21 protein-coding genes and 1 tRNA gene are annotated in these 23,767 nt (G+C 63.1%); 18 read left to right on the forward strand and 4 right to left on the reverse strand.

What is annotated here, in order from left to right; genetic code table 11:
* The first annotated feature begins 4 nt into the window (after positions 1 to 4).
* Together AC6H0N_RS06565 and AC6H0N_RS06570 are read left to right on the forward strand one after the other, a co-directional pair.
* Entirely contained in the window at positions 5 to 670 is a 666-nt protein-coding gene (locus AC6H0N_RS06565; RefSeq protein WP_497573297.1) for a DsbA family oxidoreductase, read from the forward strand.
* Positions 667 to 1,491: a Rossmann-like domain-containing protein gene (locus tag AC6H0N_RS06570; RefSeq protein WP_497573298.1), complete on the forward strand. Its 825-nt coding sequence runs from the start codon at positions 667 to 669 to the stop codon at positions 1,489 to 1,491. Before AC6H0N_RS06565 ends, AC6H0N_RS06570 begins: the two co-directional genes overlap by 4 nt.
* Here AC6H0N_RS06570 and AC6H0N_RS06575 read toward each other — a convergent pair whose 3' ends face one another.
* Positions 1,492 to 2,688 (reverse strand): CaiB/BaiF CoA transferase family protein, encoded by a 1,197-nt coding sequence (locus tag AC6H0N_RS06575; RefSeq protein ID WP_497573299.1) that lies wholly within the window; start codon positions 2,686 to 2,688, stop codon positions 1,492 to 1,494.
* Positions 2,689 to 2,889: 201 nt separating this feature from the next.
* Here AC6H0N_RS06575 and ftsH point away from each other — a divergent pair, with 201 nt between their 5' ends.
* The 3 genes from ftsH (at position 2,890) to glmM (ending at position 7,100) form a co-directional block, all read left to right on the forward strand.
* Positions 2,890 to 4,788, forward strand: coding sequence for an ATP-dependent zinc metalloprotease FtsH (ftsH, locus tag AC6H0N_RS06580; protein WP_497573300.1), 1,899 nt, complete (start codon positions 2,890 to 2,892; stop codon positions 4,786 to 4,788).
* A 74-nt stretch (positions 4,789 to 4,862) separates the two neighbouring features.
* Positions 4,863 to 5,717, forward strand: coding sequence for a dihydropteroate synthase (gene folP / locus AC6H0N_RS06585; protein ID WP_497573301.1), 855 nt, complete (start codon positions 4,863 to 4,865; stop codon positions 5,715 to 5,717).
* Between the two features lie 30 nt (positions 5,718 to 5,747).
* Positions 5,748 to 7,100, forward strand: coding sequence for a phosphoglucosamine mutase (gene glmM / locus AC6H0N_RS06590; protein ID WP_497573302.1), 1,353 nt, complete (start codon positions 5,748 to 5,750; stop codon positions 7,098 to 7,100).
* 6 nt (positions 7,101 to 7,106) lie between these two features.
* Here glmM and AC6H0N_RS06595 read toward each other — a convergent pair whose 3' ends face one another.
* Positions 7,107 to 7,700 (reverse strand): START domain-containing protein, encoded by a 594-nt coding sequence (locus AC6H0N_RS06595; RefSeq protein ID WP_497573303.1) that lies wholly within the window; start codon positions 7,698 to 7,700, stop codon positions 7,107 to 7,109.
* A 220-nt stretch (positions 7,701 to 7,920) separates the two neighbouring features.
* Here AC6H0N_RS06595 and AC6H0N_RS06600 point away from each other — a divergent pair, with 220 nt between their 5' ends.
* The 9 genes from AC6H0N_RS06600 (at position 7,921) to AC6H0N_RS06640 (ending at position 16,942) form a co-directional block, all read left to right on the forward strand.
* Entirely contained in the window at positions 7,921 to 8,898 is a 978-nt protein-coding gene (locus AC6H0N_RS06600) for a PstS family phosphate ABC transporter substrate-binding protein (protein ID WP_497573304.1), read from the forward strand.
* Positions 8,899 to 8,977: 79 nt separating this feature from the next.
* On the forward strand, positions 8,978 to 11,611 hold the full coding sequence (locus tag AC6H0N_RS06605; protein WP_497573305.1) for an ABC transporter permease family protein: 2,634 nt from the start codon (positions 8,978 to 8,980) through the stop codon (positions 11,609 to 11,611).
* 46 nt (positions 11,612 to 11,657) lie between these two features.
* Positions 11,658 to 13,367: a phosphate ABC transporter permease PstA gene (gene pstA / locus AC6H0N_RS06610; RefSeq protein WP_497573306.1), complete on the forward strand. Its 1,710-nt coding sequence runs from the start codon at positions 11,658 to 11,660 to the stop codon at positions 13,365 to 13,367.
* Between the two features lie 19 nt (positions 13,368 to 13,386).
* On the forward strand, positions 13,387 to 14,211 hold the full coding sequence (gene pstB, locus AC6H0N_RS06615; protein ID WP_497573307.1) for a phosphate ABC transporter ATP-binding protein PstB: 825 nt from the start codon (positions 13,387 to 13,389) through the stop codon (positions 14,209 to 14,211).
* Between the two features lie 118 nt (positions 14,212 to 14,329).
* Positions 14,330 to 15,085 carry a triose-phosphate isomerase gene (gene tpiA / locus AC6H0N_RS06620; RefSeq protein WP_497573308.1) on the forward strand — a complete coding sequence of 252 codons (756 nt, stop codon included), beginning with the start codon at positions 14,330 to 14,332 and terminating at the stop codon, positions 15,083 to 15,085.
* A gap of 20 nt (positions 15,086 to 15,105) precedes the next feature.
* Entirely contained in the window at positions 15,106 to 15,513 is a 408-nt protein-coding gene (gene secG, locus AC6H0N_RS06625; protein WP_497573309.1) for a preprotein translocase subunit SecG, read from the forward strand.
* Between the two features lie 60 nt (positions 15,514 to 15,573).
* A tRNA-Leu gene (locus AC6H0N_RS06630) sits at positions 15,574 to 15,658 on the forward strand.
* A gap of 139 nt (positions 15,659 to 15,797) precedes the next feature.
* Positions 15,798 to 16,355 carry an NUDIX domain-containing protein gene (locus tag AC6H0N_RS06635; protein WP_497573310.1) on the forward strand — a complete coding sequence of 186 codons (558 nt, stop codon included), beginning with the start codon at positions 15,798 to 15,800 and terminating at the stop codon, positions 16,353 to 16,355.
* Positions 16,355 to 16,942: an IMPACT family protein gene (locus AC6H0N_RS06640; RefSeq protein WP_497573311.1), complete on the forward strand. Its 588-nt coding sequence runs from the start codon at positions 16,355 to 16,357 to the stop codon at positions 16,940 to 16,942. Before AC6H0N_RS06635 ends, AC6H0N_RS06640 begins: the two co-directional genes overlap by 1 nt.
* 11 nt (positions 16,943 to 16,953) lie before the next feature.
* Here the strand turns inward: AC6H0N_RS06640 and AC6H0N_RS06645 are convergent, their stop codons facing one another.
* Positions 16,954 to 19,539, reverse strand: a complete 2,586-nt coding sequence (locus AC6H0N_RS06645; RefSeq protein ID WP_497573312.1) for a [protein-PII] uridylyltransferase — start codon at positions 19,537 to 19,539, stop codon at positions 16,954 to 16,956.
* Between the two features lie 5 nt (positions 19,540 to 19,544).
* Complete coding sequence (map, locus tag AC6H0N_RS06650; protein WP_497573313.1) at positions 19,545 to 20,369, reverse strand: type I methionyl aminopeptidase; 825 nt, start codon at positions 20,367 to 20,369, stop codon at positions 19,545 to 19,547.
* 358 nt (positions 20,370 to 20,727) lie between these two features.
* Here map and rpsB point away from each other — a divergent pair, with 358 nt between their 5' ends.
* The 4 genes from rpsB (at position 20,728) to frr (ending at position 23,758) form a co-directional block, all read left to right on the forward strand.
* Positions 20,728 to 21,486 (forward strand): 30S ribosomal protein S2, encoded by a 759-nt coding sequence (gene rpsB, locus AC6H0N_RS06655; protein WP_497573314.1) that lies wholly within the window; start codon positions 20,728 to 20,730, stop codon positions 21,484 to 21,486.
* An 86-nt stretch (positions 21,487 to 21,572) separates the two neighbouring features.
* A complete protein-coding gene (tsf, locus tag AC6H0N_RS06660; protein ID WP_497573315.1) occupies positions 21,573 to 22,466 on the forward strand; it encodes a translation elongation factor Ts in 894 nt (297 codons plus the stop codon).
* Positions 22,467 to 22,476: 10 nt separating this feature from the next.
* Positions 22,477 to 23,190, forward strand: a complete 714-nt coding sequence (gene pyrH, locus AC6H0N_RS06665) for a UMP kinase (protein WP_497573316.1) — start codon at positions 22,477 to 22,479, stop codon at positions 23,188 to 23,190.
* A 10-nt stretch (positions 23,191 to 23,200) separates the two neighbouring features.
* Positions 23,201 to 23,758 carry a ribosome recycling factor gene (gene frr / locus AC6H0N_RS06670; RefSeq protein WP_497573317.1) on the forward strand — a complete coding sequence of 186 codons (558 nt, stop codon included), beginning with the start codon at positions 23,201 to 23,203 and terminating at the stop codon, positions 23,756 to 23,758.
* Positions 23,759 to 23,767 lie beyond the last annotated feature (9 nt).

Genomic DNA, 23,767 nt, shown 5'->3' on the forward strand with positions numbered 1-23,767 from the left:
CATCATGCTCATCGACCTCAACGTCGTTTCCGACTTCGTCTGCCCATGGTGTTTTCTCGGCCGCGATCGCCTGATGCGCGCGGTGGCGCAGTTCGCGGAAGCCCATCCCGAGCATCCGGTGCGTATTCACTGGTTGCCTTACTTCCTGAATCCCGACACGCCCCCTCAGGGCGAGCCGTACAGACCTTTTCTCGAAAAGAAGTTCGGTGGCGCACGTGCGGTCGACGAGCTATTCGCTCGGTTGCGCGAGGTCGCGCAACCGGATGGCCTGGAGTTCGCGTTCGAGAAGATCACGCTGCGGCCCAACACTTTGCGTGCACATCGGCTGATCTACCGAGCGCAGAGCCGCGGTGCCCGACCCGAACGTATCCAGGCGCTGGTGGCGGGCGTATTTGAGGCCTATTTCCAGCAGGGTCGGGACATTGGTGATGTGGAAACCCTCGCTGACATTGCCGAGGCTTGCGGCGAGCGCCGTGAGCGCATCGTCGAATACCTGAGCAGCAGCGAGGACGCAGACGCAGTGCGGCGCATGGCGGGCCAGCTCTCGAAGCAGGGTGTGGAGGGCGTGCCGTTCTTCATACTCAATCGCAGTCTCGCGGTGTCCGGCGCCCAGTCTCTTGCGGCACTCGGTGCGGCGCTGCGTCAGGCCGCCGGCGTACGGGTGTCGTGAGCATCGGCAAGGATCTGCTGCGCGCCTTCGAGCTAGTGAATGCCCGGCGCGCTTTGCCGCGGGTCCGCGCACTGCATCTGCCGCGTAAAGGTGGCGGCGGGCGCAAACAATCGGACTTTTGTGCGCTGGAGCTTGAAGACGGAACGGTCGGCCTGGCCTACATCGGCCTGGGCGACACGCGTGCGCAGCTGACAGCGCTTGAAAGCTTGCGCGGCGCGGATGCAATGGAGTTGCTGCGCGGCTGCGCACAGAACGACGGGGCAGGGCGCGCGCTCGGTTTTGCCACGGCCAATGCGCTGACACGCAGCGTGTTCGACCGTGCCGGATTCGCGCCGTCGGAAAGCCGCGATTCCCTTGGAGGCATTGCGGCGGCACCGGGGGTGAAGGTCGGAATGGTGGGCTTGTTTCTGCCGCTGCTCGAGCGCGTGCTGGCGACGGGTGCGGAATTGACGGTGCTGGAGCTGCCGCCGGAAGAGCCGGGTGACCGCGACGGCTGGCGCGTGACGCTGAACCCAGATGATTTGTCGGCCTGCACCGAAGTGTTGTGCACCAGCACGGTGCTGCTCAACGACAGCTTCGAGCGCGTGCGCCAGGCCTGTTTGTCGGCCCAGCACTTCATACTCATCGGCCCGGGCGCTGCTTGCCTGCCCGACCCCTTGTTTGCGCGCGGCGTCAGTCGCCTGGGAGGCAGCTGGACGCTGGATGCGGCAGCACTGCTTGATGCACTGCAGAGCGGACGCAGCTGGACGCCACATGTGCGCAAGTTCGATCTCGATCGGGCCGAGTATCCGGGCTTTGAAGCACTTCTTGAGCGACTCTGATCAGACCGCGCCGTCTTCGTGCAAGGCCGTGATGCGCGCCTCGTCGTAGCCCAACTCACGCAGCACTTCGTCGGTGTGCGCGCCCAGTTCGGGGCCGATCCAGTCGATGTCGCCCGGCGTGTCGGAGAGCTTCGGCACGATGCCGGGCTGCTTGAAGTCGCGTCCATCGGGCAGTTTTGCTGATCGCAGCATCTCGCGGGCAAGGAATTGCGGGTCGGCAAAAATGTCGGCTGCAGAGAACACGGTGGTGGCCGGCACCTCGGCGCGGTTGAGGGTAGCCATCACCTCATCGGCGTCGTGCGACGCGCACCAGGCGTCGATCACCGCATAGAGTTCCTCGCGCCGTGCGTCGCGGCCGGCGTTGTCGGACAGAAGCGGATCGTTGGCCAGGTCATCCCGGCCGATGGCGAGCATGAAGCGGCGGAAGATTGCGTCGCCGTTGGCGCCGATCTGTATGTGCTTGCCGTCGCGCGTGCTGTGGATGGCTGACGGTGTGATGCCGGGCATGATGTTGCCGGTGCGTTCGCGCACGAAGCCGAAGACATCGAACTCCGGCACCATCGATTCCATCATCGCGAATACCGCCTCATACAGCGCCACATCGACGACCTGGCCGCTGCCACCATTCACTTCGCGGTGGCGCAGGGCCATCAACGCGCCGATGGCGGCCCACAGCGCGGCGATGGAGTCGCCGATGGAAATGCCGGTGCGTACCGGAGGGCGGTCTGCAAAGCCTGTGATGTAGCGCAGGCCGCCCATGGATTCACCGACTGCACCGAAGCCGGGCTGCTCGCGATAGGGGCCGGTCTGGCCAAAGCCGGAGAGTCGCACCATGACCAGGCCGGGGTTGGCCTTGGCAAGCGTGGCGTAATCGAGGCCGAATTTCTCGATCACGCCAGGCCGGAAGTTCTCGACCACGATGTCGGCGCGCTCGGCGAGTTGGCGCACGAAATCTCGCCCCTCGGGGTGTTTGAGATTGGCGGTCACGGACTTCTTGTTGCGCGCCTGCACGTACCACCACAGTGAGGTGCCTTCATATAGTTTGCGCCAGCTGCGCAGCGGGTCGCCGCCGTCGGGCGATTCGACCTTGACGACTTCGGCGCCGAACTCGGCGAGGATGCGGGTGCAGAATGGGCCGGCAATCAGGGTGCCGAGTTCGAGGACGCGGACGCCTTCGAGAGGACGTTTTTGGGTCATGGTGGTTGAAGAGTGAAGGAATCGTCCCCATGTTGGGGGCAGAGCGCTAGCTGTTCAAGCTTCGATCAGCCCGTCACGACGATTGCCTGTGCCCATCGGGGCGATTTGTTTACGGGCGGGAACGATCGGCCCTAGAATGGGTCACTATCTCGCCGCCTCCATTGGGCTTTATGCCTTCATTGGGCTTTCAAGGAAACGACGTTGAATAACATGTTCAAGAATCTCGCTGTCTGGATGGTCATCGGCATCGTATTGATGACGGTGTTCAATCAGTTCAACGCACGCCAGGCCACGCCGAGCAGCACGCTCGAGTACTCCCAGTTCATGGCGGACGCACGCGCTGGCCGCATCACCAAGGCCACGATCGATGGCCGGGTGGTGAAGGCGACGACTGTCTCCGGGCAGGAGGTCACGGTGTTCACGCCGGGCCAGCAGGATCTGTGGATGGTTTCGGACCTGCTGCGGGCGGGCGTCACTGTCACGGCATCCAAGCCCGACGAAGGCCAGTCCTTCCTCGCGAGCATTTTCGTGTCGTGGTTCCCGATGCTGCTGCTGATCGGTGTGTGGATCTTCTTCATGCGCCAGATGCAGGGTGGTGGACGTGGCGGCGCGTTCTCCTTCGGCAAGTCCAAGGCCAAGATGCTTGATGAGTCGGCCAACTCGATCAACTTTGCTGACGTCGCCGGTTGCGACGAGGCCAAGGAAGAAGTGGCCGAGCTGGTCGAATTCCTGCGCGACCCGTCCAAATTCCAGAAGCTCGGCGGCCGCATTCCGAAAGGCGTGCTGATGGTCGGCTCGCCCGGTACCGGCAAGACGCTGCTGGCCAAGGCCATTGCCGGCGAAGCCAAAGTGCCGTTCTTCTCGATTTCCGGTTCGGACTTCGTCGAGATGTTTGTCGGCGTCGGCGCAGCCCGTGTGCGCGACATGTTCGAGAACGCCAAGAAGCACGCGCCGTGCATCATCTTCATCGATGAGATTGATGCTGTCGGTCGTCAGCGTGGCGCAGGCATGGGCGGTGGTAACGACGAGCGTGAGCAGACCCTGAACCAGTTGCTGGTCGAAATGGACGGCTTCGAAGGGCAGAGCGGCGTGATCGTGATCGCCGCCACCAACCGCCCCGACGTGCTCGACCCGGCGTTGCTGCGTCCGGGCCGCTTCGACCGTCAGGTCGTCGTGCCGCTGCCGGACGTGCGTGGGCGCGAACAGATCTTGCGTGTGCACATGCGCAAGGTGCCGATCGCGCCGGACGTCGATGCACAGATCCTCGCGCGTGGTACGCCTGGTTTTGCCGGTGCGGATCTTGCCAACCTCGTCAATGAGGCGGCTTTGTTCGCCGCGCGTGGCAACAAGCGCCTGGTCGATATGCAGGACTTCGAACGCGCCAAGGACAAGATCATGATGGGCGCCGAGCGCCGGTCCGTGGTCATGCCCGAGGAAGAGCGCAAGAACACTGCCTATCACGAGTCCGGTCACGCGGTCGTCGCCAAGCTGCTCGACAAGACCGACCCGGTGCACAAGGTCACCATCATCCCGCGCGGCCGTGCGCTGGGTGTGACCATGCAGCTGCCGGAAGGGGATCGTTACAGCGAGGATCGTGTGCGCCTGCTGCAGATGATTGCCGTGCTGTTCGGCGGCCGCATCTGCGAAGAAATCTTCATGAACCAGATGACGACCGGCGCCTCCAACGACTTTTCGCGTGCCACCGACCTGGCGCGTCGCATGGTCACCCAGTGGGGTATGTCCGACAAGCTCGGCCCGATGGTGTATGGCGAAGAAGAGGGCGAGATTTTCCTCGGCCGTCAGGTCACGACGCACCGCAATGTGTCCGAGGACACCATGCGCGAGGTCGATGCCGAGATCCGTCGCATCATCGACGAGCAATACAATCTCGCACGTCGCCTGATCGAGGAAAACCGCGACAAGATCGAGGCCATGACTGCCGCGCTGCTTGAGTGGGAAACCATTGATGCCGATCAGATCAACGACATCATGGACGGCCGTCCGCCGCGCCCGCCCAAGCAATCGACCCTGCCGCCGTCGCGCCCGAGTGGCGACGCGCCGGGTGCAGACGAGCCCGACGCAGCGGCCGAACCAGCCTGACCGCTGCAAGACCTCAACAAAAAGACCGGCCTGGCCGGTCTTTTTGTTCCTGCTCCCCCGATGAAGAGTTTCCGATGACCTCCGACGTTTCCAACGAAATCCTGCACTGCGGACGTTTTCGCCTTGATCTATCCGCGCCACGGGTGATGGCCATCGTCAACGTCACCCCGGATTCGTTCTCGGGCGATGGCGTGGGGCAAAACCTGGAAGCGGCCTTGCGCAGCGCCGACGCTGCGGTAGCGGCCGGAGCGGAACTGCTCGACATCGGTGGCGAATCTTCGCGCCCCGGGTCTGACCCGGTCAGCGAGCAGGAGGAGCTCGACCGCGTGATTCCGCTGCTCGAACGGCTTGCCGATGGGCCAGTGCCGGTGTCGATCGATACCGTCAAGCCGGGCGTGATGCGCGCAGCGCTCGCTGCCGGCGCAGCCATGATCAATGATATCAACGCCTTTCGTGCGCCCGGTGCGGTTGAAGTAGTGGCTGGTTCGAGCGCGGCGCTGTGCGTGATGCACATGCAGGGCGAACCGAAAACCATGCAGCAGTCTCCAGACTACGCCGATGTGGTTGGCGAGGTCGCGGACTTCCTCAACGAGCGTGTTGCGGTGCTGCGGGCTGCGGGCGTGACGGATGCGCGCCTCGTGCTTGATCCGGGCTTTGGATTCGGCAAGACGATCGAACATAACCTCGCGCTGCTGGGCGACCTTGCTCGTCTGCGCAGTGGGAGCTTGCACGTGCTGGTGGGCATGTCGCGCAAGACCATGCTCGGTACTATCACCGGCAAGCCGGTCGATCAGCGCGTTGCGGCCGGTGTGGCGGCAGCCGTGCTGGCTGTGGAGCGCGGCGCCCGCATCGTGCGTACCCATGACGTGGCGGCCACGCGCGATGCGTTGGCAGTATGGATGGCGCTGATGGACGGGCGCGCGTCATAATCGCGGCTTGATGAATTGAACGGAACACCAATGGCCCGCAAGTATTTCGGCACTGATGGCGTGCGCGGACTGGTCGGCAGCGCGCCGATCACCCCGGATTTCGTGATGCGGCTTGGCTATGCCGCAGGCCAGGCGCTGGTCAAGCGCGAGCATCTGCCGGCAGGCGAACACCCCGCGGTGCTGATCGGCAAGGACACACGGATTTCCGGCTACATGCTGGAAGCGGCGCTGGAAGCGGGTTTTGCGGCCGCGGGCGTGGACGTCATGCTGGCCGGGCCGCTGCCGACTCCGGCCGTGGCCTACCTCACGCGCGCCTTGCGCCTGCAGGCCGGCGTGGTGATCTCGGCCTCGCATAACCCCTACTTCGACAACGGCATCAAGTTCTTTTCGGCTGGCGGCACCAAGTTGCCCGACGCCATCGAACTGGAGATCGAGGCCGGCGTTGACCTGCCTCTCGGATGCGTTGATTCGGCGCATCTCGGCAAAGCCCGGCGCATTGACGATGCGGCCGGACGGTACATCGAGTTCTGCAAGAGCACCTTCCCGAACGAACTGGATCTACGCGGCCTGCGCATCGTGCTCGACTGCGCACATGGTGCGGCTTACAGCATCGCGCCGAAGGTATTTCACGAGTTGGGTGCCGAGGTGGTGGCGGTCGGCGCCGAGCCGGATGGCATCAACATCAATCACGAGGTTGGGGCTACCCGGCCCGAGCACATGCGTCAGGCCGTGTTGACGCATAAGGCCGATGTCGGCATCGCGCTGGACGGTGACGCCGATCGCGTCATCATGTGCGACGCCGACGGCGTGCTGTATGACGGCGACCGTTTGCTTTACGTCATCGCAGTCGCGCGCCAGAAGGCCGGCCGGCTCGACGGCGTGATTGGTACGCAGATGAGCAATCTCGGCCTGGAACACGCCATCGCGCGGCTGGGCGTGGCCTTCGATCGGGCCAGTGTGGGTGATCGCTATGTGCTTGAGTTGCTGCAGGAGCGCGGCTGGAAGCTTGGCGGCGAGAGCTCAGGTCACATCATCTGTCTGGATTGCCACACCACCGGCGACGGCATTGTGTCGGCGCTGCAGGTGCTCTCGGCGCTGCGGCAGGGCAACATGAACCTGAAACAGGCCTGCGCCGATCTGGTGTTCTATCCGCAGCAATTGATCAATGTGCGCATGCCCGCCGGCTTTGACTGGCGTGCGGACGCGGGTATCGAGGCGGCGCGTTTGTCGGCCGAGAGCGAGCTCGGCGAAGCGGGGCGCGTGCTGCTGCGCCCTTCGGGCACCGAACCCTTGCTGCGGGTCATGGTCGAGGGGCGTGATGCGGCGCAGGTCGAGCGGTTGGCGCAGCATATTGCCGCTGCGGTCGAACACGCCTTTGCGTGAATGCGCTCAGCGCGTCACGCCGGGGTAGGGGCGTTGATGTCGCTGCAGCGCTTCGGGCAAGTGCTCGAAAGTCTTGAAGAGTGCCTTCAGCGCCACCTTGTCGCCGATGAAGCGCGGTAGCAGGCCGGCCGGGTCGGCCTGCCCTTCATAGCGGATCTTGAGTTTTCCTTCGGCCTGGGGCGTCAGCACCCATTCGGCCTGGACGTGCTCCATGCGCACGTGCCCCTTTTCGACGGGGTGCTCTTGCCCGACATCGCGGATGTAGATCGTCAGCTCGCCGCTGACGGCATCTTGTTGCCAGATCGACCGCGTCACCATATCCCTCTTCGACACCGGCCATATCGCACGAAACCAGGTGTGCACCACATGGGTGCGCGGCTCCGGCGTCGCAATCAGCTCGGCGCGATAGGTATTCGCGGCCCAGTCTGCAATGCGGTCGGTGTCTTCGAGCAGATGCAGAAAGGCCCCCACCGACGACTCGACCTCGGTTTCAGCGCGGGCGCGCAGCAATCCATCTGGATCGTGCTGATATTCGACGCGCGTCAAACCCTCGGCACGATGCAGTTTCCAGTCAGCGGCTGCCGCGGTGATGTGAATCAAGCATGACAACACGATGCATAGCAACAGACGCAGCGATCGCGGGCAGCGGCAGGGCATTGTTCGCCCGTTTTCGGGAAGGGCGGCCGGCCTGCCCGGAAGAGATTGGTTACGTTTCACAGAACTGTAATTTTCGGTACGCATAATCCGTTCCGTTCCTGCAGCAGCAGGGGCGCCCCGGAAGGGAGGGGCTGACTGAATTGACGAAACTGGAGAATCCGTAATGTTCAAGAAGAGCATCCTCGCGACTGCCGTTGTTGGTGTCGCCGCCTCTTTCGCCGCCCAGGCGCAGGTCCAGGTTGACCCCGCTCTGCCGTCCTACAAGGCCGTGAGTGGTGTTTCGGGCAGCCTGAAATCGATCGGCTCCGACACCCTGAACAACCTGATGACGCTGTGGGCCGAAGGCTACAACGCCATGTACCCGAACGTGAAGATCGAAATCGAAGGCAAGGGCTCGAGCACTGCTCCGGCTGCGCTGATCGCCGGCACCGCCCAGTTCGGTCCGATGTCCCGCCCGATGAAGTCCAAGGAAATCGACGGTTTCGAAAAGAAATACGGCTACAAGCCGACCGCTGTGCGTTCGGCCATCGACGCGCTGGCAGTGTATGCCCACAAGGACAACCCGATCGAGTGTCTGACGTTGCAACAGGTCGATGCGATCTTCTCCAAGACCCGTAACGGCGGTCTGGACAAGGACATCACCACGTGGGGCGACGTTGGCGTGAAGGGCGAGTGGGCCAGCCGTCCGATCTCCCTGTACGGCCGTAACTCGGCTTCGGGCACCTACGGCTACTTCAAGGAAGTGGCGTTGTTCAACGGTGACTACAAGGATACCGTCAAGGAGCAGCCGGGTTCCTCGACCGTGGTTCAGGGCGTGGCCTCGGACATGGGCGGCATTGGTTACTCGGGCGTGGGCTACAAGACGGCCGACGTGAAGTTCGTCAAGCTGGCTGCCGGCCCGGGCCAGACCTGCTACGAGCCGAATGCCGAGAATGCTTCGAGCGGCGATTACCCCGTCTCGCGCTTCCTCTACATCTACGTCAACAAGAACCCGAACCAGCCGCTTGACCCGCTGCGCGGCGAGTTCATCAAGTTCATCTACTCCAAGCAAGGGCAGGAAGCGGTCGTCAAGGACGGCTACTTCCCGGTGGTCAAGGCGCTGGCCGATGACGACCTGAAGCGCTTCGGTCTGGCCAAGTAATTAAGGCGAGAGCATTTCGACGAGGCGGATACGGGTGTCCGTATCCGCCTGTTGTGTTTGACTGATGAACGGATCATCCATGACCGAGAATACGGCCACTGAAACTACCCCGGCTGATGGCTACAAGCGCCTCCTTCCGGTGGGCAGGGCAACCCGCAGGTCTGTGCTGTTTGCAGACAAGACGGCGGACATTTCGATCACCTTGGGGGGCTTGCTCGTCATCGTGGCGGTTTTCGGCATTCTTGCCTTCCTTGCCAAGGAAGCGCTCCCGCTGTTTTTCGGCGGCGAGATGAAAAAGCACGACGCCTATGTACTGGAAGCCACGCCGGGCCTGATCTGGTCGAATGCCGACGAGTATCAGACCATCGGGCTGCGCATCGATGCGCAGGGCAAGGTCAGTACCTTCCATATCGAGAGCGGACGACCGCTTTCGTCGCAGGAACTCGATTTCGGTGGCGACCAGGCGACAGCGGTTGCCGCCACCAACAACCGCTCGGACATGATGTTCGGTTTTTCCGACGGTACCGTGCGCTTTGCGCGCATCGGCTTTTCCACGCAGGTGCTGCGCGCTGAGGACATGCCTGACGGCTTGACTCAGCTCAATGAGCAGGACTTCAGCGACGGCACGGCCGTCTATCGTCTGGTGCCGGGCAACCAGGTGCGTCGCATCGCGCTGGATGTCGATGTCAAGGCAGCGCAGCAGATCGCGCCCGAAGGCGTGTCGATTACCGCAATCGGCTATGCCCTGGGCGGTACGGTCGAGCGTCCGACGCGCTCCTTCGTGACTTTCGATAGCTTTGGCGTAGGTCGCCTGACCCGCGCCGATACGCGCATCAACCTGATGACCCAGCAAGAGTCGGTGACAACGCGCACGACCACGCTGCCGTCGCTGCCGGGTGGCACGGTGGTCAAGAAGGTTCTGCTGACTGGCCAGGCTGACCAGGTGTATGTCGGCGTGGCGGACGGCAACGTGTTTCGCTTCGATACCCGCGACTTCAACAATCCGGAGCTCGCAGAAGCCGCACACCTCACTCCCGACGGCGTTGATCTGGGGGTGCTGGGCTTCCTGATCGGTGACCAGACGATAGTCGTCGGTGGCGCCGACGGGTCGCTGCGCATGTACTTCCGCCTGCAGACCGAAGGTGCTGCAACGGCTGACGGCTATCAGATGGTGCTGGCGCGTGAGCTCGAGAAACAGCCGGCCGGCATCGTGGCCTACGACGTTTCGCAACGCCGCAAGAGCCTGGTCACACTCGATGCCGAGGGCAATCTGTGGTTCCGTCACGCCACCAGCGAGCAGGTGTTGCTGCGCATGCAGCAGAAGGTCGCGCCGAGCGGCGAGGCCATGCAGGTGATGCTGATGCCGCGCGACGACGGTGCCGTGGCGATGAACAGCGCTGGCCTGATTGACCATTGGGCCTTCCAGGTGCCGCACCCCGAGACGACCTGGCGCGCCATCTTCGGCAAGAACTGGTACGAGGGCTACCAGGAGCCGACCTACACGTGGCAGTCGTCTTCCGGCACCGACCTGTTCGAGCCCAAGTTTTCGCTGATTCCGCTGATCTTCGGCACGCTCAAGGCGACGGTCTACTCGCTGCTGTTCGCGGTGCCGATCGCGCTGCTGGCTGCGATCTACACCTCGGAATTCGTGCATCGCCGCGTACGCGGCACGGTCAAGCCGGTGATGGAGATGATGGAGTCGCTGCCGACCGTGGTGCTGGGCTTCATCGCGGCGCTGATTCTTGCTCCGCTGGTGGAAAGCTGGATTGCCGCGGTGGTGCTGGGCTTCGTGGCCTTGCCGCTTGGTCTGATGGTTGCCGCGCACCTGTGGCAGATGTTGCCCCCGCAGGTCGCGCTCAAGCTCAACGGCATGCCCAAGTTCCTGTTCATGTTCGTTGTCATCGGCATCTCTGGCTGGCTGGCGTGGTTGCTCGGCCCGGGCTTCGAGCAAGCCTTCTTCGCCGGTGACTTCAAGGCCTGGACCAACCGCGACGTCGGCAGCGCCGTCCCGTTCATGAGCATGTTCCTGTGGCCGCTGAGTTTCGTGCTGCTGACCATGGCCTTCAACCGCACGATCGGCACCGCCTACCGCATGCACTTGCGTGGTCTGACCCGTCAGCACGCCGGCGCGATCGACGGCGCGCGCTGGCTGTCGATGGCGGTGATCTCGGCGCTGGTGGCGTGGATGGTGGCGGGCGCCCTGGCGGCGACCGGCTTCGATCCGCGTGGCGGAGTGGTCGATACCTATGTGCAGCGCAACGCGCTGGTGGTCGGCATGGTGATGGGCTTCGCCATCATTCCGAACATCTACACGCTGGCCGAGGACGCGCTCAACGCGGTGCCGGCGCAGCTGCGCGCAGCCAGCCTGGCGGCCGGCGCCACGCCGTGGCAAACCGCGATCTGGGTGGTGCTGCCTACCGCCATGTCGGGTGTTTTCGCTGCCTGCATGATCGGCATGGGCCGCGCGGTTGGCGAGACCATGATCGTGGTGATGGCAGCCGGCAACACTGCGGTGCTCGACTGGAACATCTTCAACGGCCTGCGCACGCTGTCGGCCAACATCGCGGTGGAACTGCCCGAGGCCGTCATCGGCGGCACGCTGTACCGCATGCTGTTCCTCGCGGCGCTGACGCTGTTCGTGATGACCTTCGTCATCAACACCTTCGCCGAAGTCATACGCCAGCGCTTCCGCAAGCGCGCCTTCCAGCTGTGAGGGGAGCCACAACATGAGTGCACACGTGCAAACCGGAATCAAGGCAATGAGCAAGAAGAACGAAGGGCGGGCCGTAAGGCGCTACACCGCCGACCTGTCAGCGGTCGGCGAGCCGGCGCTGTGGGGGTTCGGCGGCGCGCTGGCGCTGGGCATCATCCTGATCTGCGGCTTTCTGCTGATGATCTTCTGGAACGGCATGACGACCTTCTGGCCGAAGCCGATCGAGGTCGTCACGCTCAAGAGCGGGCAGCAGCTAGCCGGTGTGCCGTCGCGTTTCGGCCTGTACCGGCCGGACGCAGACGTGCTGGCCTCGCTGCCGGCCGACGGCCAGGCCGAGATCACGGCTGCCGGCGGATACGCCGAGCGCACCTTGTACCGCATCGGCAACTACGACCTCTACAACGAAGATTTTCGTTGGGTGGATGCCTCCGACGTTCAGAGCGTCGAGCGCGATCCCGCGTTCTATTTCTTCGAGCGTCAGGAGTGGGGTGCCTTCGTCGGACGCATCAAGAGCGTTACGCTCGATGGTGTCGAGCAGGATCCGGCCGCGCTGGGCCTGTCGGCGATGCGCAGCGAGCAGGCCGCGGCGCGTGACCGGTTTGACGAGATTCGCCAGATCGAGCGCGGCGAGATCGGCGTCATCAACCACGAGCTGAACAAGCAGCGCCTTGCCTTGCGTCGTGTCGAGCTGGCCGAGGGCAAGGAAAGCGAAGCCTATCGAGCCGAGCTGCAACGCATGGAGCAACGTGAGGCCGAGTTGCAGCGCGAATATCAACGGCTACAGGGCATCGCGAACGAGATCAAAGAGCGCGATGCGCGCTACCGCATCGTGCTGGAAGAAGTCGGCGGCGCCACCAAAGAGCTGACGCTGTCGCAGATCGTGCGCTTCTACCCGGCCAACGATCTGTCGATCTTCGGCAAGATCGGCGTCTATCTGTCGCGCTGGGGCGAGTTCCTGAGTTCCGAGCCGCGCGAGGCCAACACCGAGGGCGGTATCCTGCCGGCGATCTTCGGCACGGTCGTGATGACCATGTTGATGGTCATCGTGGTCGCGCCCTTCGGTGTCATCACGGCGCTCTACCTGCGCGAGTACGCCAAGCAAGGCAAGCTGGTCGGCATGGTGCGCATCGCGGTGAACAACCTCGCCGGCGTGCCGTCCATTGTTTATGGCGTGTTCGGTCTGGGCTTCTTTGCCTACACGGTGGGCGGTTCGATCGATGCACTCTTCTTCCCGGAACGCCTGCCCAACCCGACCTTCGGCACCGGCGGCATCCTGTGGTCTGCGCTGACGCTGTCGTTGCTGACCGTACCGGTGGTGATCGTGGCGTCGGAAGAAGCCCTGTCGGCCGTGCCGCGTTCGATCCGCGAAGGCGCGCTGGCCTGCGGTGCGTCGAAGTGGCAGACGATCCGCTCGATCGTGCTGCCGCACGCCATGCCGGGCATCATGACCGGCCTGATCCTGGCGATGGCACGCGGCGCCGGTGAAGTCGCGCCGCTGATGCTGGTCGGCGTGGTCAAGCTCGCGCCGGAGCTGCCGATCGATGCCTTCGCGCCCTTCATTCACCTCGAGCGCAGCTTCATGCACCTGGGCTTCCACATCTTTGACGTGGGCTTCCAGTCGCGCAACTCGGAAGCAGGCAAGCCGATGGTCTTCGTCACCACCTTGCTGCTGCTAGGCCTTATCGTGCTGATGAACTCGTCGGCCATCTACATCCGCAACCGGCTGAAGAAGAAATTCGTCGGCAGCCAGTTCTGAACATCCGGAGTCAAAAACAATGAGCACCACTACGATGGAAAAGCCCGCCGCCGAACACCGCACGGTGTATCACGTTGCCGAGTCGGGGCAGGGCGCCAGCATCACGATCCGCGATTTCAACCTGTGGTACGGCGAGTCGCAAGCGCTGTACGGCGTCGACATGGAAGTGCAGCGCGGCATGGTCAGCGCCTTGATCGGCCCTTCGGGCTGCGGCAAGTCGACGCTGTTGCGCTCGCTCAACCGCATGAACGACCTGATCGACAACCTGCGCATTCGCGGCGAGGTGCGGGTCAACGAGCAGGACATCTACGCTCCCGGCACCGACGTGATCGCGCTCAGGAAGCGCATGGGCATGGTGTTCCAGAAGCCCAACCCCTTCCCGAAGTCGATCTACGAAAACGTGGTGTTCCCGCTGCGGGTCGAGGGCATTGCCGACAAGACCATGCTCGACGAAGCCTGCGAGCGCGCGCTGAAGGGCTCGGCGCTGTGGAACGAGGTCAAGGACCGTCTGCAGGAAAGCGCGCTGGGCCTGTCGGGCGGTCAGCAGCAGCGTCTGTGCATCGCCCGGGCAATTGCCGCCGAGCCTGAGATTCTGCTGATGGACGAGCCGTGCTCGGCGCTTGATCCGATTGCCACCGCCAAGGTCGAGGACCTCATCGGTGACCTGAAGGGTCAATTCACCATCGTCATCGTCACCCACTCCATGCAGCAGGCCGCACGGGTGTCGGACAACACGGCGTTCATGTATCTCGGCAAGCTGATTGAGTACGGTGCGACCGATACGATGTTCACCAACCCGCACGATTCGCGCACCGAGGACTACATCACCGGCCGTTTCGGCTGAACGCTGGCTGGTCGGGGCGGGGCAGTGCGCCAGCGGCGTACTGCCCCGTTTGCGTTTATGCGGCTTTGCGATGTCATCGGCGGCGGGCTACAATCGCGCATTTACTCGCGCCCTCGTAATGCATAGCAAGCTCGTTGCCGGAAACTGGAAGATGAACGGGCGCCTTGCCTCCAACGAGGCGTTGCTCGACGCTATGTTGCCGGCGCTGCCTGCGGGTGTGGAAGTGGTGGTCTGTGTGCCGTTTCCGTACCTCCAGCAAGTTTCGGCCAGACTCGCTCAAAGCCCGGTGAAGCTTGGCTCGCAGGACATCAGCGAGAAAACCGATGGCGCGTTTACCGGACAGGTCAGCGCCGGCATGTTGGGCGAATTCGGGTGCGCCTATGCAATTGTCGGGCATTCCGAGCGACGCGCTCTGATCGGTGAGGACGACGCGACCGTGGCGGCCAAGGCGGCTGTGGCGCTGGCAGCGAACATCACCCCGATCGTGTGTATCGGCGAGACGCTGGAAGAGCGTGATCGCGGCGAGGTTGAGCAGGTGCTGGTGCGTCAGCTCGATGCGCTCGATGCCACGCTCTCGGCGGCCGACATCGGCCGCATCGTGATCGCGTACGAGCCGGTGTGGGCCATCGGTACCGGGCGTGCTGCCACGCCGGAGCAGGTGGCAGAAGTTCTTGCTCTGGTGCGGAGCTGGGTCGCGAAGAGAACAAATGGGGTGCCGCGTACGCGCATCCTGTACGGTGGAAGTGTGAAGGCGGACAGTGCCGGCTGGCTGTTCGCGCTGGAAGACGCAGATGGCGTGCTGGTGGGTGGGGCATCGCTGCTTGCGGACGAATTTGTGGCGATCTGCCGGCTTGCGGCGGATCGATCGATTTGATTCTGGAGTGACATAAAAAGATGGGTAGTTACCTGTTCTCGATCGTCCTGGCGATCCACGTGGTGGTCGGTCTGTGTGTGATCGGCCTGGTGTTGATGCAGCACGGCAAGGGTGCCGATGCCGGCGCTGCCTTCGGCGGTGGTGGTGGGGGCGGAGGCGGTGGTGCCGGCAGCGTATTCGGCGCGTCTGGCTCGGCCAACTTCCTTAGCCGTACGACGGCTGTACTTGCGGCGGCGTTCTTCATCACCAGCCTTGGTCTGGCCTATCTGGCGAGTACCAAGCCGTCGGGTCCGACCAGCGTGATGGACAGCCCGATTCCGGTGCCGTCTGCGCCGGTGTTGCAGGGTGATGTGCCGAACGCTCCGCCGGCTGATGTGCCTGCCGCGCCGCCGGCCGATGTACCGAGCGCTCCGGCGCAGCAGAACTAAGCTGTACAAGCTTGCGCGGGGCGTGCATATCCGTATAATGCGCGTTCCCGAGAAATCAGGGCCGACGTGGTGAAATTGGTAGACACGCCATCTTGAGGGGGTGGTGGCGCAAGCCGTGTGAGTTCGAGTCTCACCGTCGGCACCAGAAATCGGAAAGAATGCCCGCATATGCGGGCATTTTTTTTGCCGCCGGGATGTCCCAAGGCAAAGCAGCCCCTCCGGGGGAAGCAAGTTCGCGCAGGCGGACAAGGCGTGGGGCATTTTTCCCGCTACCAGGAGGTGTCATGAAACAGAGTCATTTGTCTGACGATCCGCTGGAGGAGATCACGCTGAGCTCCGAGCAGGTATTCCGCGGCGTGCTGCTGGATGTGCGCCGCGACCGGGTGAGGCTGCCCGATGGTGCCGAGGCTACGCGGGAGTACTGTCGCCACCCTGGCGCCGTGGTGATCGTAGCTGTGCGCGATGACGGTGATTTGGTGTTCGAGCGCCAGTTTCGCTATCCGCTGCACCGCAGCTTTCTCGAGCTGCCTGCCGGCAAGATCGATCCGGGCGAGGACATCCTGGTTTGCGCCAAGCGCGAGCTGCGCGAGGAGACTGGATACGAGGCCGCCGAATGGCAGCATGTCGGCCAATTCCATCCGTGCATTGGATATTCCGACGAGCGTATCGAGGTTTTCCTGGCGCGTGGTTTGACGGAAGTCGGCAACGATCTGGATGAGGAAGAGTTTCTGGAAGTACTCCCCATGTCGGTGACAGCAGCCGAGCAGGGGGTATATAGCGGCAGCATTACGGACGCCAAGACCATTGCAGCGCTGTTCATGGCCCTGCCGCACCTGCGCTGATGCCGCAGACGCTCGCCGAACCCGTCCATAGCGAACTCATCATCCGGAAAAGCCGCTTCATCGGCTGCGTGGAGCCGATGGCATCGCGCGCGGAGGCGATCGGTCGTGTGGCCGCGCTGCGCGTCGAGCATCCGGCTTCGGCCCATGTGTGCTGGGCCTTGCATGCGGGCGGGCAGTCGGCGGCCAACGATGACGGTGAGCCGTCCGGCACAGCCGGGCAACCTATGCTGCGCGTGCTGCGGCATCAGGATCTGGATGGCGTGCTGGCGAGCGTCGTGCGCTACTTCGGTGGGGTCAAGCTCGGCGCCGGCGGCCTCGTGCGCGCCTATACGGATGCCGTTGCGCAGGCTTTGCTCAAGGCCGACAAGGTGCCGATCCGGGCCGTGACAACGCTGCTCTGTCAGATTCCGTATCCGCTGGAAGGGGCATTCCGTCGCGAAATTGCGTCCGCCGGTGCAGTGCTGCTCGACAGCGCCCATGCTTCGTTGGTGACGCTGCGCTTGAGCGTGCCGGAAGATGAGGCTGCCGCGTTGCGTGCGCGCCTGGACGAAATTGGCCAAGGCCAGGCGAGTTGGCAGGACGACTAGGTTGGGCGGCCTCAGACCTGCAACAGGTCTTCCAGCTCGCGCTGCAGGCGTACCAGCTGCCGTTCTTGTTTGAGCGATTCGCCGGACAGCAGAAAGGTGTCTTCGATGCGCTCGCCCAGCGTCGAAATCTTGGCGGTATGCACGGTGATGCCGTTTTGCGCGAGGACTTCGGCAATGCCGAACAGCACACCGGGCCGGTCCGCAGCCGCGATGGACAGAATGAAATGTCGTCCCGCATCGTCTGGACGGATCAGTACGCCAGGGCTGATCGGGAAATAGCGCACTTGACGTGAAAGCCTGCCGTTGCTGGGGCGGTCGGGGTCTTCCTCGTACTTGAGGCGTTCGGCCAGATCGTGTTCGATCAGTGTGATGACGTCGCGGTAGCGCGACTCACTGCCCGGGTCCTGCAGCACGAAGCTGTCGAGCGCGTAGCCGTGACGCGTGGTATGCACCTTGGCTTCCAGAATGGAAAAGCCGAGCTTGCCGAAGAAGCCCGTCAGCCGCACGAACAGATCCTTGCGGTCAGGCGTATAGATCATTACCTGAACGCCCTCGTACTCCGGCGTGATGCGCGCTTTGACGACAGGTTCGGCTTCGCCCGGACGGTAGTAAAGCTGACGGGTATGCCAGGCGATGTCTTCGGCTGAATTGCGCATGAAATACACGGCGTCGAGGTGCGACCACAGCGGCTCTTCGACCTCCGGACGCAGGCCGTGATAGCGCAGCAGTTCGCGCGCGTTTTCCTGGCGCTGGTCGAGTCCCAGCGCTTGTTGGGGTGTCGCGCCACGCAGGAGACGCTGCGTGGCAAAAAATAGATCCTCCAGCAGCTTGCCACGCCAGCCGTTCCAGACCTTGGGGCTGGTGCCGCGAATGTCGGCATGGGTGAGCAGGTACAGCGCTGTGAGGCGCCGCTCGGTGCCAACGGTATCCGCGAAGCGGCGCACGACTTCAGGGTCGGCGGTGTCCTGCTTCTGGGCGACCTGCGACATGGTCAGGTGGTGCTCGACCAGCCATACGATCAGGTCGGTGTCTTCTTCGGACAGCCCATGCGCCTCGCAGAAGGCGCGCGCATCGTCCATGCCCAGCTTTGAATGATCGCCGCCGCGCCCCTTGGCAATGTCGTGGAACAGGGCGGCGATGTACAGCAGCCAGTGGCGCTCGAGGCCGAGCATCAGGCGTGTCATCAGCGGATATTCGTGGGCGTGCTTGCCCATCGTGAACTGGCGCACGTTGCGCACGACCATCAGGATGTGCTGGTCGACGGTATAGACGTGAAACAGGTCGTGCTGCATCTGGCCGACGATCTTGTGCCAGGCCGGCAGATAGCGACCGAGGATGCCGTACTGGTTCATGCGCCGCAGTTCATGCACGATGCCGCGCTTCTGCTGCAGAATCTGCATGAACAGTTCGCGATTGGCCGGGTCGGCGCGAAACTTCGCGTTGATCAGCCGACGGCTGGTCCACAGCAGGCGCAGGGTGCGCGCCGTCATGCCCTTGAGCTCCGGGCGTTGCTGCAGGGTCAGGAAGCACTCGAGCAGCGCAGCCGGGCGCTCTTCGAAGACGTTCTCATGACGGATGTCGAGCAGGTCGCGGACGATCTGGAAACTGTCGTCGACGATTTCCTCGGGCGCGGGCTGGTCCTGCAACAGTTCGTTGGCAAAGTTCTGCAGCAGGATGGTGTTGATCTGCGTGACCTTCTTGGCCGTCACGTAATAGCGCTGCATCATCACTTCGGAGGCGCGCTTGGCGGTAGTCGCCGAAAAGCCCAGCGCCTTGGCCAGATTCTCCTGGTGATCGAACAGCAGGCGGTCTTCGGAACGCCCGGCAATGTAGTGCAGGCGGATGCGCACATGCTGCAGGAAGCGCTCGATGTTGCGCAGCTCACCTGCTTCGGCGCCGGTGATCAGGCGTTTGTGGGCAAGATCACGCCAGTTGCGTGCGAAGCCGGCCGCGCGCGCAATCCACCCCAGCATCTGCAGATCGCGCAGGCCTCCGGGGCTTTCCTTGCAGTTCGGTTCGAGCGAGTAGGGCGTGTCGTTGTAGCGGCCGTGGCGTTGCTGTTGCTCGACCGATTTGGCGCGAAAGAACGCGCGCGGGTCGAGTTCGGCACGGTAGCGCGACTGGAAATCCGCGAACAGTTTCGCGTCGCCGCCGAGCAGGCGGGCTTCGAGCAGATTGGTCTGCACGGTGACGTCATCGCGCGATGTGGCCAGGCAGTCGTCAACTGTCCGCACGCTCATGCCAATTTCAAGTCCGACGTCCCACAGCGCGCCGACCAGCGCCGACAGTTGCGCTTCAAGCGCTGGTTCCGGACGCTCGGCGAGCAGCACCATGAGGTCGACGTCGGAATGCGGAAACAGCTCGCCGCGGCCATAGCCACCTACCGCCACGATGGCTACATGGTCCGGAATGCTGCAAAGCCGGCATAGGGCCAGAATGGTCTGATCAACAAGGCGCGCGCGGCCGCGCAGCAATCTCGAACCCGATGGCGAGGCTTCGTAGCCTTCGCGAAGCCGGCGTGAATCGTCGATCAGCCGATCGCGGATCTCGGCAAGCCGGGTCTGGAAGGATTCGTTCGCGAGCGCGGCGTCAGGCATCGCGTTCAGGCCGTGACGCCTGACTCTACGATGGCGGGCGGCGGCAGGCAGCCCTCGGAGGTCGTCAGGACTTCGTAGCCATTCTCGGTGACCAGAATGGTGTGCTCCCACTGCGCGGAAAGGCTGCGGTCCTTGGTGACAATGGTCCACCCGTCGGGCAGCTCGGAGATCGCTGCCTTGCCGGCGTTGATCATCGGCTCGATGGTGAAGATCATTCCGGCCTTGAGTTCAAGGCCGGTCCCCGGGCGCCCGTAATGCACGACCTGCGGGTCTTCGTGGAAGGTCGAGCCAATGCCATGACCGCAGAATTCGCGCACTACGGAAAAGCCGTTGCCTTCGGCGTGCTTCTGGATGGCATGGCCGATGTCGCCGAGGCGGGCGCCTGGACGCACTTGGGCGATACCCAGCCACATGCATTCGAACGTGACATGACATAGGCGGCGCGCCAGGATGCTGCCGGCTTCTTCGCCGCCGACGATGAACATGCGACTGGTGTCGCCGTGAAAACCATCCTTGATGACGGTGACGTCGATATTGACCGTATCGCCTTTCTTGAGGGCCTTGTCACCCGGGATGCCATGGCAGACCTGATGGTTGACCGAGGTACACACAGACTTCGGAAAGGGCGTGTAGCCCGGGGGGCAATAATTCAGCGGCGCCGGGATGGTGCCCTGAACTTCGGTCATATAGTTGTGACACAGTCGGTCCAGCTCGGCGGTGGTGACGCCTGGCTGGACGTGCGGGGTGATGAAATCGAGCACTTCCGAGCCGAGGCGGCCGGCGATACGCATCTTCTCGATTTCTTCCTGGTTTTTGATCTTGACACTCATGCTTTGGGGATCCGGTTCGCCCTTGGGCTGGAATGCGTTGGGCGGTTGTGATGCGGTGCGGCACGCATTGCGGCGGTTTGCGCATGCGCACATGTATGCGGGTGGAAATGCTAGGTGGACAGGCTAGCGCATGCGGGGCGGGCGAGCAATTGCGCTGTCAGTCGATACGCTTTCGTTCTTGAGTGTTCGGGGTGTTGCCCGCTATAATCGCCGGCTTGATCGCATGTCGCGGTCAAAAATCCGCACGCCCGACGTGACGCCTGTGGGGTCCGTTTGTTCCGGCAAGTCCGAACAACGGTGCAAAGGCTGTCTCATACAAGCGCCGGGCGGAGGCAGAACCCTTCGATTGGAGTAACAGATGTCTAATGTAACGATGCGTCAGATGCTCGAGGCGGGCGTCCACTTTGGCCACCAGACCCGCTTCTGGAACCCGAAAATGGCTTCCTATATTTTCGGTCACCGCAACAAGATCCACATCGTCAACCTCGAAAAGACCATGGTGAAGTACAACGAAGCCATGGACTTCGTGCGCAAGCTGTCCGCAAATCGCGGCACCATCCTGTTCGTTGGCACCAAGCGCCAGGCACGTGAAATCGTCGCCGAGGAAGCTGGTCGCGCAGCCATGCCGTTTGTTGACGAGCGCTGGCTCGGCGGCATGCTGACCAACTTCAAGACGGTCAAGCAGTCGATCAAGCGCCTGAAAGACATGGAAGCCATGACCGAAGAAGCTACGGCCCGCCTGTCCAAGAAAGAAGCGCTGATGGCCAGCCGTGAGCTGGGCAAGCTGCAGACCAGCATCGGTGGTATCAAGGACATGAACGGCCTGCCGGACGCGCTGTTCGTGATCGACGTCGGCTATCACAAGATCGCCGTGCAGGAAGCCCAGAAGCTGGGCATCCCGGTGGTCGCGGTGGTCGACACCAACCACTCGCCGGACGGTATCGATTACGTCATCCCGGGTAACGACGATTCGTCGCGTGCGATCCGTCTGTATGCTCGTGGCGCTGCGGACGCCGTGCTGGAAGGGCGCAACATGGCGCTGCACGATATCGTGGCTGCTGGCGAAGACGAGTTCGTCGAGGTTGACGAAGAAGAAGCGCCGGGCGAAGAAGCCTGATCAAACGGGGCGGCGAAAGCCGCCCCGGCGTTATGCGGGTTGAGCTTTGCCCGTTTTCACAGAATTCAAGATTGTCAGGAGTGAGCATGGCGGATATTACCGCAGGCATGGTCAAGGAACTGCGCGAGAAGACCGACGCGCCGATGATGGAATGCAAGAAGGCGCTTACCGAGGCCGCCGGTGACATGGCCAAGGCCGAAGAGATCCTGCGCGTGAAGCTTGGCAACAAGGCCACCAAGGCTGCTTCGCGCGTTGCCGCAGAGGGCGTCGTGGCGATCCATATCAGCGCCGACGGCAAGGTTGGTTCCATTCTCGAGATCAACTCCGAGACCGACTTCGTCGCCAAGAACGATGACTTCCTGAAACTGGCTGCTGATTGCGCGCAGCTGGTCGCCGAGAAGAACCCGGCCGATGTCGCCGCGCTGTCTGCGCTGCCGCTGGACGGTGGCACGGTTGAGTCGGTGCGTACGGCGCTGGTCGGCAAGATCGGCGAAAACATGTCGCTGCGTCGCTTCGCCCGTGTCGAAGCCAAGGGCGCGCTGCAGTCGTACATCCACGGTGGTTCGAAGATCGGCGTGCTGATCGACCTGGTGGGCGGCGACGAGCAGCTGGGCAAGGATCTGGCCATGCACATCGCGGCCGCCAAGCCCAAGTCCCTGGATGCTTCCGGCGTTGCGCCCGAGTTGCTCGACACCGAGCGTCGCATCGCGATCGAGAAAGCCCGTGAATCCGGCAAGCCGGAAGCAATGCTCGACAAGATCGCCGAAGGCACGGTGCAGAAGTATCTGAAAGACGTGACGCTGCTGGGTCAGGTCTTCGTCAAGGCCGAGGACGGCAAGCAGACCATCGAGCAGCTGCTCAAGGCCCGCAATGCCAGCGTCGCCAGCTTCCAGTTGTTCCTCGTGGGTGAGGGCATCGAGAAGCAGGTCACCGACTTTGCCGCCGAAGTGGCCGCTCAGGCCGCTGCCGCGCAGAAGTAAGGGCTCAGCCATGGCCGCCGCCTACAAGCGCATCATGCTGAAGCTGTCGGGTGAAGCCCTCATGGGGGACGACTCCTACGGCATCAACGACGACGTCGTGTCGCGCATCGTCTCCGAGATCGGTGAGGTTGTCGCGCTCGGTGTCCAGGTCGGCGTGGTGATCGGCGGCGGCAATATCTTTCGCGGCATGAAAGGCGCGGCAGCCGGCATGGATCGCGCGACAGCCGACTACATGGGCATGCTCGCCACCGTCATGAATGCCATGGCGCTGGCCGACGCAATGCAGCGCGCCGGTTTGACGGCGCGCGTGCAGTCCGCGCTGCGTATCGATCAAGTCGTCGAGCCGTATATCCGCGGTCGCGCGATTCGCCATATGGAAGAGGGGCGAATCGTCATTTTTGCCGCCGGCACCGGCAACCCGTTCTTCACGACCGATACCGCAGCCGCCTTGCGCGGATCCGAGATGGGCGTGCAGATCGTGTTGAAGGCGACCAAGGTGGATGGCGTTTATACCGCTGATCCGAAGAAGGATCCGGATGCCAAGCGCTTTCACCGCATCAGCTTCGACGAGGCCATTGGCCGCAATCTCGAGGTGCTCGATTCGACGGCCTTTGCCCTGTGCCGTGACCAGAAATTGCCGATCAACGTGTTTTCGATCTTTAAGCCCGGCGCGCTCAAGCGCGTCGTGATGGGCGAAGACGAAGGTACGCTCGTTCATTCCTGAGGATTCGACGATGATCTCCGATCTGAACAAGACCACCGAGCAGAAGATGCAGAAGTCCCTTGAAGTGCTCAAGGGCGATCTCGCCAAAGTGCGTACCGGCCGTGCCCACACGGGGCTGCTGGACCACATCATGGTGGACTACTACGGCAGCATGGTTCCGGTGAACCAGGTAGCCAACATTACCCTGGTCGACTCGCGCACGATCGGCGTCCAGCCTTGGGAAAAGGGGCTGGTGCAGAAGGTCGAGAAGGCCATCCGCGACAGTGATCTGGGCCTCAATCCGGCCAACCAGGGCGATCTGATCCGCGTGCCGATGCCTTCGCTGACCGAAGAGCGCCGCAAGGAACTTATCAAGGTCGTGCGCAATGAGGGTGAGGCGGCCAAGGTTGCCGTGCGCAATCTGCGCCGTGACGCCAACCAGAGCCTCAAGGATGGCGTGAAGGACAAGGAAATCTCCGAGGATGACGAGCGTCGCGGACAGGAAACCGTCCAGAAGCTCACCGACAAGTACGTCGCCGAGATCGACAAGCTGCTCGCCGAGAAAGAACACGAGCTGATGCAGATCTGAGCCCCCGCC

The organism is Pseudazoarcus sp. NS34, assembly GCF_059703725.1.